This is a genomic window from Paragemmobacter kunshanensis (genome assembly GCF_011059185.1).
Taxonomy (GTDB): Bacteria; Pseudomonadota; Alphaproteobacteria; order Rhodobacterales; family Rhodobacteraceae; genus Paragemmobacter; species Paragemmobacter kunshanensis.
The window spans coordinates 17112-32423 of record NZ_JAALFE010000029.1 but is presented as its reverse complement, the minus strand read 5'-3'; the positions used below and the strand labels follow the sequence as shown (position 1 = coordinate 32423).

Below are 15312 nucleotides of genomic sequence, written 5' to 3'. Positions count from 1 at the left end.
CCAGAATGCTGCGGGTTCGAGGCTTGATCCACCCGACTTCGGCCGTTTGCGCGACGACAGACACCGCTCGGGGCGAAGAACGCTTGCCCAGCGAGCAAAATCAGGCGATCTTGAAGTCAAGCGGCAGGCCACTTGGGGAATGTCGGTTGAGATCAATCCTCGCTTGCTTGGAGCCCGTGGACTTGGTCCGGAGGCTGTTCTCGCGCGCTCTTCACAGCACGGTCTCATTCCTAGAAGAGTAAACGCAGATTTCTCTTTGGGTCCTGCCGGGGTGGTGAACAGGTCAAACAAAGCGGACTATGTTCTGGCACGCAAAAGTCGCTGGGTCGAAATTCTCGATGGCTTCAAGCGCTAAGATGCGCTTGGCATTGAATACCCTTCCCCCCTGCCCTGCTGACATTCTGAAACTGGCGCACCCAGCACGATTCGAACGTGCGACCTTTGCCTTCGGAGGGCAACACTCTATCCAGCTGAGCTATGGGTGCGCTGTAGCATCCGATTACCGAAAAGCCGCAGGGGATGCAACCGCCTATCCGCCCCCTGCCCGCCTCAGCCGTTGAAAAGTTCGTTCGCCAGTTCCAGCGCCGAAACCAGCGCCTCGACCTCGTCCGTCGTGTTGTAAAGGCCAAAGGACGCCCGGCAGGTCGCCCCCACGCCCATATGCTCCATCAGGGGCATCGCGCAATGCGTGCCGGCCCGCACCGCAACGCCGCGCTTGTCGAGGATGGTGGAAATGTCATGCGCATGCGCCGCCCCCGCCATGGTGAAGGAAAAGATCGCCCCCTTCGTGTCGGAATTTCCCTGCACATTCAGCCAGTTCAACCCCGCCAGCCGCGCCCTTGCATGATCGCGCAGGGCCCGCTCATGGGCGGCGATATTCGCCATGCCCAGCCCCATCATGTAGTCCAGCGCAACCCCCAGCCCGATCTGCGCCACGATGGAGGGCGTGCCCGCCTCGAATTTCATCGGCGGGTCGTTATAGCTGACGGCCTCGCGCGACACCTCGCGGATCATGTCGCCGCCACCGAGGAAAGGCCGCATCTCCTCCATCCGTTCGCGCTTGATGAAGATCGCGCCGGAACCGCTTGGCCCGTAAAGCTTGTGCCCCGTCACCGCATAGAAATCGCAGCCGATCGCCTGCACATCCACCGGCATGTGGACGGCAGCCTGCGACCCGTCCACCAGCACCGGCACGCCCTTTTCCCGCGCGCCCGCACAGATCGCCGCCACATCCACCACCGTGCCCAGCACGTTGGACATATGCGTGACGGCAACCAGCTTCGTGCGCGGCCCGATGGCATCAATCACCGCCTGCGGGTCCAGATCGCCCTTGGCATCGCATTCCACCCATTTGAGCTTTACCCCCTGCCGTTCGCGCAGGAAATGCCAGGGCACGATATTGGCGTGATGCTCCATGATCGACAGCACGATCTCATCCCCCGGCTGCAACCGCGGCGCGGCCCAGGCGTAAGAGACAAGGTTGATCCCCTCGGTCGTGCCGGAATTGAAGACGATCTCTTCGGGACCCGCGTTCAGGAACCGCCCGACGATCCCGCGCACGGCCTCATACTTCTCGGTCGCAAGATTCGAAAGGTAATGCAAGCCACGGTGAACATTGGCATATTCCATCGAATAGGCCTGCGTGATCGCGTCGATCACCACCTGCGGCTTCTGCGCGCTGGCGCCATTGTCCAGATAGACCAGCGGCTTGCCGTTCACCTGCCGCGACAGGATCGGGAAATCCGCCCGGATCTTTTCGACATCAAACATCAATTCCGATCCCCAGCAGAACCAGCAGCAGGCTCATCGCCATGACGATCCCGACAAAGGCCAGGATCACCCCCAGAAACACCATCCCCAGCGACCGGAAGCCGTGCATCTCGGCCACGAAATTCACCAGAAGCCACAGGAAAAGCACCACCGACGCAATCTCGATCACGGGCGCGGCCAAGGGCAGCACCACCATCACCACGAGTTGCAGCACCACCATCAGCAACTGGATGAACTGCAGCCAGCCGATCAGGATCACCGCATCCGCCAGCTCTCCCTTGCCGCCGAACCGCCGCCCCAGCGCATGCGCCACCAGCGCCGTCACCACCATGCCAAAGGCCACCATCCCGGCCCAGAAGAACGGCCCGATGGGCCGCAGCGCGGCCCCGTCCGGCCCTACCGGCTGCGGCAACAGCATCACCATCGCCTGCATCAGCAGCGCCGACAGCACCGCCATCAGCGCGATGACACCCCAGCGCGCCTGCAGCGGCAGCGGGATCCGCATCACCACCCGCGCCGCCTCGCGCGGGCGCTGCAGCGTCAGCTTCACCAGCGCGGCCATTTGGGAAAGGGTCAGGTCCATGATTTCTGCGCCTCGATCAGCATGTTGATCCACAGATAGAGGAAACCGGCAAAGACCAGCATCCCCACCATCCCGGCCCCTGCCCCGGGCCCCACGAACCCTGTCACCAGCCCCTGCAACAACATCAGCGGCGTCGTGCAGAACAGCGCCCAGAACAGCGCCAGCCGCGCCCCGAACCCCGTGCCCTTGCCGCCCATGGCCCGCGCCACCAGCTGGCTGATCCCCGCCAGCGCATAAAAGACCAGGGGCGCGATAAAGACCAGCGCCATCAGCCGCGATCCCATCAGCGCCTGCAGGCTCGGCACCTGATCCAGCGGCGTTCCCGCCGCCTCGGCCGCGATCCGCGTCAGATGCGCCTCGCGGGCAAGGCCGGGCCATTGCGCCACGAAGATCATCCCGCAGGCCCCCATCAGCGTGGCCAGCGCCCTATCCTCGCGCGGCCCCTCGGCGAGCTTCCGCGCGATCACCGCGCGCGGCCGCCGCCAGGATGCCAGCATGTCAGGAACGACGGGCATGCCTCAATGCTCGTGCCGGTGAAGCCAGCCTTCCAGCCGCGCCCGGATGTCCTCGGCGATCGCCTCATCCTCGATCTCGGCGATGGCCTCGGCCAGAAAGGCCAGCACCAGAAGGCTCTGCGCCACCCGTTCCGGCACCCCGCGCGACCGCAGATAGAACAGCGCCACCTCGTCGATGGCCCCGCTGGTCGATCCGTGGCTGCATTTCACGTCGTCGGCGTAGATTTCCAACTCCGGCTTGGCAAGGAACTGGCTGTCCTCGTCCAGCAGCAGCGATTGCGAAATCTGATAGCCATCCGTCTTCTGCGCGCCGGGCTTCACCAGGATCTTGCCCTGGAACACCCCCACCGCGCCGTTCTTCAGCACCTTCTTGAACACCTGCCGGCTTTCGCACCGCTCCGCCGCATGGGTGACAAAGACCGTGTCATCGTGGTGGAAATTGCCGTCGCCCACCGCCGCGCCCGCGACATGGGCCACCGCCTCGTCGCCCGCCAACTCGATCACCGCCTCGTTCCGCGTCAGCACGCCATTGGCCGTCAGGGTGAAGGACTTGAACAGCGCCCCCGCCCCCAGCCGCGCGAAGACATGCGTCACCGCCCGGCGCTCATGGTCGCGCCCCTGGGCGCGGATATGGTGGAAGCGCGCGCCTTCGGCCACCTCCACCTCCAGCACCTTGGAAAACCGCGCCGCCGCCGGGCCGTTTTCCAGAATGGTGATCTCGGCCCCCGATTCAACCTTCACGCAATGATGCAGGATCGCGTCGGAAGTCTCTGACTTATGGACATAAATCAGAGAAACAGGCTTCGCCGCCTTCGCCGTGACGCGGATCAGCACGCCATCCGTCGCAAAGGCCGAATTCAGCGCCGCAAGGGGCCGCTGCACCGGCACCTGCCCCCGCGCCTCCAGCACGCCATAAAGATCGCGCGCCCAATGGATATCCGCGCCCCCCGCCTTGGCCAGGCGCTCGATCTCCACCCCCGCCAGCCGCAGGTCATCCGACGCGCCGGCGTCAAAGACGCCATCCACGAAGACGATCTTCAGCCGGTCGATCCCGTCGAAGACCGGGCTTTCGTCGCTGTCATCGAACACCGCCGCGCGCGGCGCATCCACCGCCACCAGCCCCGAAGGATCGGTATAGCGCCAGTATTCATCCCGCTTCGCGGGCAGCCCCATCGCCGAAAGCCGCGCCAGCGCCTCGCCCCGCGCAGCGCCCAGCCAGCCCTCGCTCGCAAAGGACAGCCCCGCGATCCGCGCGGCAAGCGCGTCCTGCTTCGCCTGCGGCAGCGCCATCACTGCACCTCCGCCAGGATGTCGGCATAGCCGTTATGCTCCACCTCCAGCGCCAGTTCCGGCCCGCCCGTCTTCACGATGCGCCCCGCCGCCATGATATGCACCACATCCGGTTTGATATGGTCCAGCAGCCGCTGGTAATGCGTGATCACCAGAAAGGCCCGCCCCTCGTCGCGCAGCGCATTCACGCCATCCGACACCAGCTTCATCGCATCCACATCAAGGCCGGAATCCGTCTCGTCCAGGATGCACATCTTCGGCTCCAGCATGGCCATCTGCAGGATCTCGTTGCGCTTCTTCTCGCCGCCCGAAAAGCCCACATTGACCGGCCGCTTCAGCATGTCCGCGTCGATCTTCAGCTTCTTCGCCTTCTCGCGCACCACCTTCAGAAATTCGCCCGCGCTCATCTCTTCCTCGCCGCGCGCCTTCCTTTGCGCGTTCACGGCCGTGCGCAGAAAGGTCATGTTGCCCACGCCCGGAATCTCCACCGGATACTGGAACGCCAGGAACAGCCCCGCCGCCGCGCGCTCTTCGGGCTCCATCTCCAGCAGTTCCTCGCCCTCCAGCGTGGCGCTGCCTTCCGTCACCTCATAGCCCTCGCGCCCGGCCAGCACATAGGACAGGGTCGATTTCCCCGATCCGTTCGGCCCCATGATCGCATGCACTTCCCCTGCCCCGATGGTCAGGTCCACACCCCTGAGGATCTGCTTGTCCTCTTCCTCAAGCTTCACTGCCAGGTTCTTGATCCGAAGCATATGCGCCACCTTCAATGCCAAAGGGGGGCCACCGCCAAGCGGAGCCCCCGGTTATCATCCAGCCGTCCAGACGGCCCGTTTCCGATCACGGGCCACAGGCCCGTCGCTACATCAGAAGATCCGCCGATGCCGCGGCCGCGATCCCCGCCGCCGATCCCGCCACCAGCAGCAGCAAAAGCCCGGGCTTCGCCCAGGATCGCTTCTTCTTCTTGCGAACAAAGGTTCCCGGCGGCAGCGAAAGCTGCTCTTCCATCCCCACGAACAGCGTGCGGTTCGTGTTGATCCCGCCCGCCTCGATCCGTGCCAGGCGTTCGGCAAATTCCCGCTTGGGATCGAAATCGATCCCGCGACTGTAGCTCATGGCAACCATCCATACTCGCACAAACTGCAAGCAGGCATGCCCCCCGACCTTGGCGCGAGTGCGGAAAATTCATGGCAAAGGTCGCCCTGTCCATCTCAGCCCAGCCGCACCGCCGTGCCGCTCGCCGACACCATCAGCATCTGCCCGATGACTTCGTAATCAAGGTCCACGCCCACCACGGCATTCGCGCCCTTGGCCCGCGCCTTGTCCTGCATCTCGCTCAGCGCGGTTTCCCGCGCATCGGCCAGCTTCGCCTCATAGGCGCCCGACCGGCCCCCGATGATATCGGTGATCCCGGCAAACAGATCGCGCACGATATTGGCGCCCATGATCGCCTCGCCCGTGACGATCCCCAGGTATTCGGCAATCTGATAGCCTTCAACCGAAGGCGTCGTCGTCACGATCATCGCTCACTCTCCCGACAAACTTCTTCGAAGAAATTTACGAAAATCTTCGAAGATTTTTGGTTAACCAACCGACCCTTCCAGCGAAATCGCCACAAGGCTCTGCGCCTCCATGGCGAATTCCATCGGCAGCGCCTGCAGCACTTCCTTGCAGAAACCGTTGACGACCAGCGCCACCGCCTCTTCCTCGTCCATCCCGCGCGACCGGCAATAGAACAGCTGATCCTCGTCCACCTTCGACGTGGTCGCCTCATGCTCCACGCGGGAGGAGTTGTTCTTCACCTCGATGTAAGGCACCGTATGCGCCCCGCACTTGTCGCCGATCAGCAGGCTGTCGCATTGGGTATAGTTGCGGCTGTTCGTGGCCTTCGGGTGCATCGACACCAGCCCGCGATAGGTGTTCTGCGCCCGCCCCGCGCTGATCCCCTTCGATACGATCCGGCTCTTCGTGTTCTTGCCCAGATGCACCATCTTGGTGCCCGTATCCGCCTGCTGGGCATTGTTGGCGATGGCGATGGAATAGAACTCGCCCTGGCTGTCATCCCCCCGCAGGATGCAGGAGGGATATTTCCAGGTGATCGCCGACCCGGTCTCCACCTGCGTCCACATCACCTTGGACCGATGCCCCCGGCAATCCGCCCGCTTGGTCACGAAGTTGTAGATCCCGCCCCGGCCCTCTTCATCGCCCGGATACCAGTTCTGCACCGTGGAATACTTCACCTCGGCATCGTCAAGGATCACGATCTCCACCACCGCCGCATGCAGCTGATGCGTATCGCGCTTGGGCGCCGTGCAGCCCTCCAGATAGCTCACATAGCTGCCCTTGTCCGCGATGATCAGCGTCCGCTCGAACTGCCCCGTATTCTCGGCATTGATCCGGAAATAGGTGGAAAGCTCCATGGGGCAGCGCACGCCTTCGGGGATATAGACAAAGGACCCGTCAGAGAAGACAGCCGAATTCAGCGTCGCAAAGAAGTTGTCCGATTGCGGCACGACCGAGCCGAGGTATTTCTGCACCAGCTCCGGATGCTCCCGCACCGCCTCGCTGATCGAACAGAAGATCACCCCGGCCTTCGCCAGTTCCGCCTTGAACGTCGTGCCCACGGAGACAGAGTCGAAGACCGCATCCACCGCCACCTTCCGCTCACCCTCCGGCGCCTCGACGCCTGCGAGCAAGGCCTGCTCCTTCAGCGGAATGCCCAGCTTGGCATAGGTCGCCAAAAGCTTCGGGTCGACCTCATCCAGCGACTTCGGCTTCACCGCCATGCTCTTCGGCTTGGCATAGTAATACTGGTCCTGATAGTCGATCTCGGGGTAGTTCAGCATCGCCCAGCGGGGTTCTTCCATCTTCACCCAGCGCCGATAGGCCGCCAGCCGCCAGTCCAGCATCCAGGCCGGTTCGCCGTTCTTTTCCGAAATCAGCCGGACGATATCCTCCGACAGTCCCTTCGGCGCATATTCCGTCTCGATCTCGGTTTCCCAGCCGTATTTGTACTTCCCGGCCATGGCCTGCACGGTCTCGATCGTCTCGCGATCGACCCCGTCACGGATCTCGGCATCCTTCAGCGCGGCTTCGGTCATCGGTCTTTCTCCACGGCTGGGGCCTCGGCCCCGGTCTGTCCTGTCACGCGGCCCGGCTCAGGGCCTTTGCGTATTGCGCCAGCCACAGATCGGCAAAGCGCAGCACCTCGTCCTTCGTCACCCCCGGCCCCAGCGACACGCGGATCGCCTGCGCCGCCTGGCCCTCGTCAAACCCCATCGCCAGCAGCACGCGGCTCGCCTTCACCTTGCCCGAGGAACAGGCAGATCCGGCAGAAATCGCAAAGCCCGCAAGGTCCATCGCCATCACCTGCGTCTCGCCCTTCCAGCCCGGCGCGATCAGGCACAGCGTGTTGGGAAGGCGGCGCAGGTCTTTCCCGACCGAAATAGTATTGTTTCCAGCCGAGGACAATGTGGAATCTAGAATATTTCTAAGTTCCGCCACCTCCTCCCACAGCCCGGCCTCCAGGTCGCGCTGCGCCGCCTCGGCGGCGGCCCCCATACCCGCAATGCCGATGATGTTCTCGGTTCCCGCGCGGCGGCCCATCTCCTGCCCGCCCCCCGTCAGCACCGGCACCATCTCGAACCCGTCGCGGATGATCAGCGCACCCACCCCCTTCGGCCCGCCGAACTTGTGCGCCGACACCACCGCCAGATCCGCCCCGCTCCAGGCAAAGGAGAAAGGCACCTTCCCCACCGCCTGCACGATGTCCAGCATCAGGGGCACGCCCGCCTCCCGCGAGGGCGGCTCGGCGATCACCCCCGTCTCGTTATTGGCATAGCCCCATCCCATCGCCCGGCGCCCCGCGCCCTCGCGCCGCTGCGCCCAAAGGCAATCATGCGCCGTGGGGTCCACCTCCACGGCCCCCACCGGCAGCCGCCCCAGCACCGCCGCAGCCTCCGTCGCGCCGCTCGTGAACACCACCTCCGCAGGCTTGCAGCCGACCGCCGCCGCCACCTGCGCCCGCGCCTTCTCGACCACCGCCCGCGCCGCCCGCCCCTCGGCATGGACGGAAGACGGGTTCCCCACCACATCCATGGCGGCCACCATCGCCGCCCGCGCCTCATCCCGCAAAGGCGCCGTCGCGTTCCAGTCCAGATAGACCCGCGCCTTCATGCGTCACCTTGGCCCAAATACCCGAACCCGGGCACCACCCCGCGCCCCGCATCCCCGCCGGGCACCCAGATTTTTCGCAGAAAAATCGTCCCCTTACGCATCCTCATCCACCACGCGAAACAGCGCCGGAACGGCAGGGCAAGGCGTCATCTGGTTGCGGATCACGTCCGAAAGCCGCGTCTGGTGCAAGAACACATAGACATGCGCGCTCAACCCCTCCCACAGCCGGTTGGTCAGGCTCTGCGCCCGCGTCCCCGACACCCCGCCCGAGGCCCCGGCCCCGGTATGCAGCGCATCCACCGTCTCCTCCACCGCCTCCAGCACATCCGACACGCGGATCGCATCGGGCGACCGCGCCAGCCGATAGCCGCCCCCCGGCCCCCGCACCGCCTCCACCAGCCCCGCGCGGCGCAGTTTCACGAACAACTGCTCCAGATAGGGCAGGCTGATATCCTGCCGCTTGGCCACCTCGGCCAGCGAGACCAACTCCCCGCCCCCCTTCGCCTCGGCCAGCGCCAGATCGGCCAGCGCCACCATGGCGTAACGCCCCTTGGTCGACAGTTTCATGGGCCCGCACCTTCCAAAAACATTGACGCCGGGAACGCGGCCCATTACCTCAGGCCGACCCCGCACCGCAGCCCCCGGCTGCGGTTTGGAATAGTTCTAAATTGTCCGAGCGAAGTCGTCAACAATTCGCTCCAGGAAAGACAGGCGCAACACGCAATGCCCGAAGTGATTTTCGCAGGCCCCGAGGGCCGTCTCGAAGGCCGCTACCACCCGCAAAAGGACCGTGACGCCCCCATCGCCATCGTGCTGCATCCGCATCCGCAATATGGCGGCACGATGAACAACAAGGTGGTCTACAACCTCCATTACGCCTTCTACAATCTGGGCTTCACCGTCCTGCGCTTCAACTTCCGCGGCGTGGGCCGCAGCCAGGGCGAATACGATCAGGGCATTGGCGAGCTTTCCGATGCCGCCTCCGCGCTCGACTACCTGCAGTCGATGAACCAGAACGCGAAACATTGCTGGGTCGCGGGCTTCTCCTTCGGCGCCTGGATCGGCATGCAACTCCTGATGCGCCGCCCGGAGATCACCGGCTTCATCTCCGTCGCCCCGCCCGCCAACCTCTACGACTTCTCCTTCCTCGCCCCCTGCCCTTCCTCGGGCCTCATCATCAACGGCACCGCCGACCGTGTCGCCCCGCCCAAGGACACCAAGCAACTGGTGAACAAGCTGCACGAACAGAAGGGCATCACCATCACCCATACCGAGGTGGAAGGCGCCGATCACTTCTTCAAGGACGAAGAGGCCCATATGAAGCCGATGATCGACACGGTTTCCGACTATGTTCGCCGCCGGCTGACGGAAGGCTCGCGCTGATGGGCATCCTTCAGGACCTGACCGAAAAGCTCGCCCAGGATGTCGTCGATGCGATGGACGAGGTCGGCGATGACCGCCTGCATGAAAAGGTGGGCAAAGTGCTGCTCGATGCCTCCCCCACCACGCAAGAGGCCTACATGACCGCCGTCCGCGTGATCCTGGCCGAACGCAAGGGGCGCAAATTCCTCGAACAGACGCTCAAGGCCAAACGCGAAGGCGGCACCGCCCCCGCCGCGCCGCGCGGGCCCGACAGCGGCCACTGATGGCCCCCGTCCCCTGCCATGACTGACGACCGCCTCGCCGCCCAGTTCGCCTTCCTGAACGAGGCGGATCGCCTGAAATCAGTCCTGCGCGCCACCACGCTCTGCGATGGCTCGCGCCCCGAAAACTCCGGCGAGCACAGCTGGCACCTTGCGCTCTACGCGCTGACCTTGGCCGATCAGGCCGAACCCGGCGTCGACATCAACCGCGTGATCCGCATGCTCCTCCTGCACGATCTGGTGGAGATTGACGTGGGCGATGTCCCGATCCATTCCGCCAATGGCGCGGCCCATGCCTCTGCCGCCACCATGCAGGCCGAACAACGCGCCGCCGACCGGATCTTCGGCCTTCTCCCCCCCGATCTGCGCGACAGCTTCCGCGCCCTCTGGGATGAATTCGAGGCCGCCGAAACCCCCGATGCCCGCTTCGCCAAAAGCCTGGATCGCGTGCAGCCCGTCATGGCCAACCTGCAATCGGGCGGCGGCACCTGGATCACCTATGACGTGACGCTCGATCAGCTCGACACCCGCGTCGGCAGCAAGATCGCCCGCGGCGCGCCGCGGCTCTGGACCTGGGTCCGCGAACGGGCGCTCGGCTACTTCTCCTGATCCGGCGGCCAGTCGCCCGGCAACATCGCGGGATCCAGCCGCGGCCCGAAGGGCCGCAGCGGCACCGGCCGATAGCCATGCAACCGCCAGCGTTCCCGCGCCGGATGGGAAATCGCCTGCAATGCAGGCGGCGGCGCCCGGTCCGCCGCATTGCGCGCCATCAGCCGCGCCCCCAGCCCCGCCTTGGGCAGATGCGCATCCAGCGGCGCATCCAGCCGCACCGCCGCCGCCGCCACCTCCTTCATCGTGGCGGAAAATTCCATCCCCGCCGCCTCGGCCCCCTCCACCACCCACAAGAGCGCCGCATTCGACAGGCCCCGCACCGGCCCGCCCCCGCCCACGCCCGCATGGGTGCCCGGAAACCATTCCTGCCGATAGGGCTGCCCGCCCGTCCCGCTTGCGTTCAGATCCGTCAGGTTCTCCCACAACGTCGGCGGAAAGGTCTTGCGCCGCTCGTCGATGGCCACCGCATGCCGCGCGGCCTTCACCATGCTCGACAGGCGCAGGTCGTGGAACTTGTATTTCCCGTTGGTCAGCGCCGCCAGCCCTGCAAACTGATCCGGCACCCCTAGCGCCCCCACCGTATCCCAGACGCCCAGATAGTCCACCGCCAGCATCTCCACCGGGCCGGGACGGACCATCCGGTCCGTCTCGCTCGTGGCCAGCCGGGGCGAAAAGGCCGCGCGAAACCGCAACGGCTCCGGCGCGTCCGGATGCGATCCCGGCTCCCGGTTGCGATAGCGCGTCATCGCCTCGTCGATGCGCGCCTCCGTCACCTCTTCCGGCAGGCCGCAACTGCGCAGCAACCCCGCCAGCGACCGCGCCATATAGGCCCCGCGCGAATAGCCGAACAGGAACAGCCGGTCCCCCGGCTGATATTGCCGCGCCACCTCGCGATAGGCGGCCTTCAGCTTGCCATCAAGGCCCCAGCCAAGCGCCCCGCCCGTCACCCGGTCCAGCGCCCGCTCCACCAGCCCCGCCTCCTGCCGCGGCGCGCCCACCCCGGGCATGTAGATCGCCTTCTGCACCACGCCCCCTGCCGTCACCGGCGGCACGTTCTTCGACAGGATCGCCACATTCGTGGGCTCCGCCGCATCCAGATGGTTCCACGTCCCGTCACAGAAGATCGCCAGGTTCTTCGCCATGCGCCGCCCTACCCCTTACCCCACCACCGCGTCCAAGGATCAACCCAGGATTGCAATCCGTCAAGCCCGCGACATTTCGGTATGCCGTTGCATACAAACCTTTCCTTTCCCTTCGGAATGGTCTATGGACTGCCCAGCGAATCCATAGTCGAAAGGGCGACCGATGACCAAGATCAAGGTGGCGAACCCCGTTGTCGAACTCGACGGCGACGAGATGACCCGGATCATCTGGGACTTCATCAAGAAGAAACTGATCCTGCCCTATCTCGATGTCGATCTGAAATACTACGATCTCGGGATCGAGGAGCGTGACCGCACCAATGACCAGATCACGATCGACAGCGCCAATGCGATCAAGCAATACGGCGTCGGCGTGAAATGCGCGACCATCACCCCCGATGAACAGCGGGTGGAAGAGTTCAACCTGAAACAGATGTGGAAATCCCCCAACGGGACGATCCGCAACATCCTCGGCGGCGTGATCTTCCGTGAACCGATCATCTGCAAGAACGTCCCCCGCCTCGTGCCGGGCTGGACCCAGCCCATCGTGGTGGGCCGCCACGCCTTTGGCGACCAGTATCGCGCGACCGATTTCCGCTTCCCCGGCAAGGGCAAGCTGACGCTGAAATTCGTGGGCGAAGACGGCGAAGTGATCGAACGCGAAGTGTTCAACGCCCCCGGCTCCGGCGTCGTCATGGGCATGTACAACCTTGACGAGTCGATCATCGACTTCGCGCGCTCTTCCTTCAACTATGGCCTCCTGAAGGGCTGGCCGGTCTATCTGTCCACCAAGAACACGATCCTCAAGGCCTATGACGGCCGCTTCAAGGATCTCTTCGCCAAGGTCTATGCCGAGGAATTCGAAGACCGCTTCAAGGCCGCGGGCATCCATTACGAACACCGCCTGATCGACGACATGGTCGCCTCCGCGCTGAAATGGTCGGGCGGCTATGTCTGGGCCTGCAAGAACTACGATGGCGACGTGCAGTCGGATACGGTGGCCCAGGGCTTCGGCTCGCTCGGCCTGATGACCTCGGTCCTGATGACGCCCGATGGCAAGGTGGTTGAGGCAGAGGCGGCGCACGGCACCGTCACCCGCCACTTCCGCGAACACCAGAAGGGCAAGCAGACCTCCACCAACTCCATCGCCTCGATCTATGCCTGGACGGGCGGGCTGAAGCACCGCGCGAAACTGGATGGCAATGACGCGCTGATGAACTTCGCCTCCACCCTGGAACGCGTGACGGTGCAGACGGTCGAGGATGGCTGGATGACCAAGGACCTCGCCCTGCTCGTCGGGCCCGATCAGAAATGGCTCACCACCATGGGCTATCTGGAAAAGGTCGACGAATACCTGAACAAGGCTCTGGCGGGCTGACCCCCCTCACCCTGACCCTCTCCCCCAAGGGGGGGGAGAGGGAATGGCACCCCGTTCCAACCGGACCAAGGCAGGCCAAGCCGGGTGCCCCTCCCTCTCCCCCGGGGGGGGAGAGGGTCGGGGAGAGGGGGCGCCCCGCCACGCACCGCGCATCGGCCGATGATCTTCGGCAAGGGGCCGGATCGCCAGATCCGGCCCCTTCCCGTCACCACCGGACCGGCAGCACCGGCGCTTCCGGCAGCGGGCTTCCCCGCGGCGGCAGGCCGATATCCCGCCGCAGATGCTCGCTCAGCCTGTCGGTCGGATCGGCCTCGACAGGCGCAAACACCACCCGAAGCAGCGCCAGCGTCGCCGCCCCGAACACGCGCAGCGCGCCATGCTCGGCCAGCGCCAGTTCGATGGAATGGGGCGCGACCCGCCCCGTCTTCAGCGTCTTTTCCATGTCATTTCCCGGCAGGTGCAGCGCATCCTGATCCGGCTCCTGTTGAGGGTTGGTTGGAACAGGACAGCGCCCGGAACGCCCGCCACAAGGCGCGGCAAGGCCCGAATTCATCCTGCATTGTCAGAGGGTTGCGTCGCGAGGCCTAGGCCCGGCGACCCTTCGGGAAAGGCCTCAGCCGCGCGCCTCGCGCGATGCGGCCCCTGCCACGGCCCGCGAGGCCGCCCCGAATTCCCCGCCACGTCGTGACGATCCAGCAATGTTCACCATCACGCCCTCCATCCTTGCGTTGCGGGAGGAACCGTCTATCCCGCCACATCCCCTTCCGGCAATCCCCCGCAAGCCAAACTGCCGCCCCTGATGCAGCCCGGACACAACCGGCGCAAAGGTCAATGTCATTGACCCTTTAAAGGTCAGGTGCTATGACCCTTCCAGCGTCATCCCCCTTCCCGCAGGTCCGCCATGTCCGATCCCCGCCGCCACACCCTTCTGGAAGACGCCCAGGGCATCGCCTTCGGCATCGTCATGGCCGCGCTGGGGATCCACATCCTCACCCATATGGGCTTTGCCACCGGCCAGACGACCGGCCTCGCCGTGCTTCTCGCCTATGGCTGGGGCCTGCCCTTCTCGCTGGTCTACTTCGCCATCAACCTGCCCTTCCTGCTGCTGGGCTGGTGGCGCATGGGGGGGCGCTTTGCGCTGCGGACGCTGATCACCACCGCCGCGCTGTCGATCCTGACCGAGATCCTGCCGCGCTGGATGACCCTCGGCCCCATCGAACCCGCCTTCGCGGCCATCCTCTTCGGCATCCTCTTCGGCATCGCCGCCCTCGCCGTCGTCCGCCATGGCGGCAGCTTCGGCGGCTTCTCCATCCTCGCCCTGATGATCCAGGATCGCTGGGGCATCCAGGCGGGCTATGTCCAGCTTGCCGTGGATGTGGTGATCTTCGCCGCCGCCGCGCTGATCCTTGCGCCGGAAACCCTGCTCTGGTCCTTCCTCGGGGCTGCGACCTTCTCGCTCTTCCTCGCCCTCAACCACCGCCGCGACCGCTATATCGCCGCCTGATCCGCTGCCCCCCTCTGGCGCAGCGCACCCCTTCCCGCTACAGCGCGCCCATGACCGATCCAAAGACCCACAGCCTGATCGAAGATGCCCAAGGCATCGCCTTCGGGGCCACCATGGCGGCCTTCAGCATCGTCATCCTCACCCATCTGGGCCTGATCACGGGCCAGACGGCGGGCCTTGCGGTGCTGCTCTCCTATGCCTCGGGCATTCCCTTCGGCCCGGTCTTCTTTGCCCTCAACATCCCCTTCTACTGGTTCGGCTACCGCCGCATGGGCCTTGCCTTCACGATCAAGACCTTCGTCGCCGTCGCCGCCCTCTCGATCCTCTCGGCGCTGATGCCAGCTTGGGTGGATTTCTCCACCCTCAACCCCGCCTTCGGCGCCATCCTCTTCGGCTTCGTCTCGGGCGCGGCGCTGCTGGCCATCTTCCGCCACGGCGCCTCCCTCGGCGGGATCGGCATCCTTGCCCTCTACCTGCAGGATCGCACAGGCTTCCGCGCGGGCCAGACCCAGCTTCTCTTCGATGCCGCCCTCTTCGCCACCGCCCTCATCTTCCTGCCCTGGCAGACCGTCGCCTGGTCCTTCCTCGGCGCTGCCGTCGTCAACCTCACCATCGCCATCAACCACCGCCGCGACCGCTATATCGCCACCTGACCGCATGGCCCTAGCCAACGGGCCGCAAACCCTGTATGGCCCCTCG

Annotated in this window: 20 protein-coding genes and 1 tRNA gene; 7 read left to right on the top strand and 14 right to left on the bottom strand. The window is 65.1% G+C overall.

What is annotated here, in order from left to right; translation table 11 throughout:
* The coding region (locus G5V65_RS22155) for a hypothetical protein (RefSeq protein ID WP_206526898.1) at positions 1-355 on the top strand (355 nt) is incomplete at its 5' end.
* 53 nt (positions 356-408) lie between these two features.
* Here G5V65_RS22155 and G5V65_RS19430 read toward each other — a convergent pair.
* The 11 genes from G5V65_RS19430 to G5V65_RS19380 all read right to left on the bottom strand — a co-directional run bounded on the left by G5V65_RS19430 (position 409) and on the right by G5V65_RS19380 (position 8901).
* Positions 409-485, bottom strand: a tRNA-Arg gene (locus G5V65_RS19430).
* 64 nt (positions 486-549) lie between these two features.
* Positions 550-1770, bottom strand: a complete 1221-nt coding sequence (locus tag G5V65_RS19425; RefSeq protein WP_165053612.1) for a cysteine desulfurase — start codon at positions 1768-1770, stop codon at positions 550-552.
* Positions 1763-2353 carry a YIP1 family protein gene (locus tag G5V65_RS19420; RefSeq protein WP_165053609.1) on the bottom strand — a complete coding sequence of 197 codons (591 nt, stop codon included), beginning with the start codon at positions 2351-2353 and terminating at the stop codon, positions 1763-1765. Before G5V65_RS19420 ends, G5V65_RS19425 begins: the two co-directional genes overlap by 8 nt.
* Positions 2344-2868, bottom strand: coding sequence for a YIP1 family protein (locus tag G5V65_RS19415; RefSeq protein ID WP_165053606.1), 525 nt, complete (start codon positions 2866-2868; stop codon positions 2344-2346). Before G5V65_RS19415 ends, G5V65_RS19420 begins: the two co-directional genes overlap by 10 nt.
* A gap of 3 nt (positions 2869-2871) precedes the next feature.
* Entirely contained in the window at positions 2872-4158 is a 1287-nt protein-coding gene (gene sufD / locus G5V65_RS19410; RefSeq protein ID WP_165053604.1) for a Fe-S cluster assembly protein SufD, read from the bottom strand.
* Positions 4158-4913 carry a Fe-S cluster assembly ATPase SufC gene (gene sufC, locus G5V65_RS19405; protein ID WP_165053601.1) on the bottom strand — a complete coding sequence of 252 codons (756 nt, stop codon included), beginning with the start codon at positions 4911-4913 and terminating at the stop codon, positions 4158-4160. The genes sufD and sufC overlap by 1 nt, the downstream gene beginning before the upstream one ends.
* A gap of 106 nt (positions 4914-5019) precedes the next feature.
* Positions 5020-5274 (bottom strand): hypothetical protein, encoded by a 255-nt coding sequence (locus G5V65_RS19400; protein WP_165053598.1) that lies wholly within the window; start codon positions 5272-5274, stop codon positions 5020-5022.
* Positions 5275-5369: 95 nt separating this feature from the next.
* Complete coding sequence (locus G5V65_RS19395; protein ID WP_165053595.1) at positions 5370-5681, bottom strand: YbjQ family protein; 312 nt, start codon at positions 5679-5681, stop codon at positions 5370-5372.
* 60 nt (positions 5682-5741) lie between these two features.
* On the bottom strand, positions 5742-7259 hold the full coding sequence (sufB, locus tag G5V65_RS19390; RefSeq protein WP_165053592.1) for a Fe-S cluster assembly protein SufB: 1518 nt from the start codon (positions 7257-7259) through the stop codon (positions 5742-5744).
* 43 nt (positions 7260-7302) lie between these two features.
* Positions 7303-8334, bottom strand: coding sequence for a cysteine desulfurase family protein (locus G5V65_RS19385; RefSeq protein ID WP_165053590.1), 1032 nt, complete (start codon positions 8332-8334; stop codon positions 7303-7305).
* A 93-nt stretch (positions 8335-8427) separates the two neighbouring features.
* Positions 8428-8901, bottom strand: coding sequence for a Fe-S cluster assembly transcriptional regulator IscR (locus tag G5V65_RS19380; protein ID WP_165053587.1), 474 nt, complete (start codon positions 8899-8901; stop codon positions 8428-8430).
* 156 nt (positions 8902-9057) lie between these two features.
* Between G5V65_RS19380 and G5V65_RS19375 the strand changes: the two genes are divergently transcribed.
* Genes G5V65_RS19375 through G5V65_RS19365 form a run of 3 tightly spaced genes read left to right on the top strand, consistent with a single transcriptional unit; the run spans position 9058 to position 10586 of the window.
* Positions 9058-9717, top strand: a complete 660-nt coding sequence (locus tag G5V65_RS19375; protein ID WP_165053584.1) for an alpha/beta hydrolase — start codon at positions 9058-9060, stop codon at positions 9715-9717.
* On the top strand, positions 9717-9980 hold the full coding sequence (locus tag G5V65_RS19370; RefSeq protein WP_206526897.1) for a hypothetical protein: 264 nt from the start codon (positions 9717-9719) through the stop codon (positions 9978-9980). Before G5V65_RS19375 ends, G5V65_RS19370 begins: the two co-directional genes overlap by 1 nt.
* 18 nt (positions 9981-9998) lie before the next feature.
* Complete coding sequence (locus G5V65_RS19365) at positions 9999-10586, top strand: HD domain-containing protein (protein WP_165053582.1); 588 nt, start codon at positions 9999-10001, stop codon at positions 10584-10586.
* On the opposite strand, the gene G5V65_RS19360 is transcribed toward G5V65_RS19365, so the two are convergent.
* Positions 10574-11731: a DUF2235 domain-containing protein gene (locus tag G5V65_RS19360; RefSeq protein WP_165053579.1), complete on the bottom strand. Its 1158-nt coding sequence runs from the start codon at positions 11729-11731 to the stop codon at positions 10574-10576. The genes G5V65_RS19365 and G5V65_RS19360 overlap by 13 nt on opposite strands.
* Before the next feature lie 163 nt (positions 11732-11894).
* Between G5V65_RS19360 and G5V65_RS19355 the strand changes: the two genes are divergently transcribed.
* Positions 11895-13109, top strand: a complete 1215-nt coding sequence (locus G5V65_RS19355) for an NADP-dependent isocitrate dehydrogenase (RefSeq protein ID WP_165053576.1) — start codon at positions 11895-11897, stop codon at positions 13107-13109.
* A gap of 205 nt (positions 13110-13314) precedes the next feature.
* Here the strand turns inward: G5V65_RS19355 and G5V65_RS19350 are convergent, their stop codons facing one another.
* Together G5V65_RS19350 and G5V65_RS19345 are read right to left on the bottom strand one after the other, a co-directional pair.
* Positions 13315-13551 (bottom strand): hypothetical protein, encoded by a 237-nt coding sequence (locus G5V65_RS19350; protein WP_165053574.1) that lies wholly within the window; start codon positions 13549-13551, stop codon positions 13315-13317.
* A gap of 171 nt (positions 13552-13722) precedes the next feature.
* Positions 13723-13947, bottom strand: a complete 225-nt coding sequence (locus G5V65_RS19345; RefSeq protein WP_165053571.1) for a hypothetical protein — start codon at positions 13945-13947, stop codon at positions 13723-13725.
* A gap of 63 nt (positions 13948-14010) precedes the next feature.
* Between G5V65_RS19345 and G5V65_RS19340 the strand changes: the two genes are divergently transcribed.
* Both G5V65_RS19340 and G5V65_RS19335 read left to right on the top strand, forming a co-directional pair.
* Positions 14011-14613, top strand: a complete 603-nt coding sequence (locus tag G5V65_RS19340) for a YitT family protein (protein ID WP_165053568.1) — start codon at positions 14011-14013, stop codon at positions 14611-14613.
* Positions 14614-14663: 50 nt separating this feature from the next.
* Entirely contained in the window at positions 14664-15266 is a 603-nt protein-coding gene (locus tag G5V65_RS19335) for a YitT family protein (protein WP_165053566.1), read from the top strand.
* Positions 15267-15312: the final 46 nt, after the last annotated feature.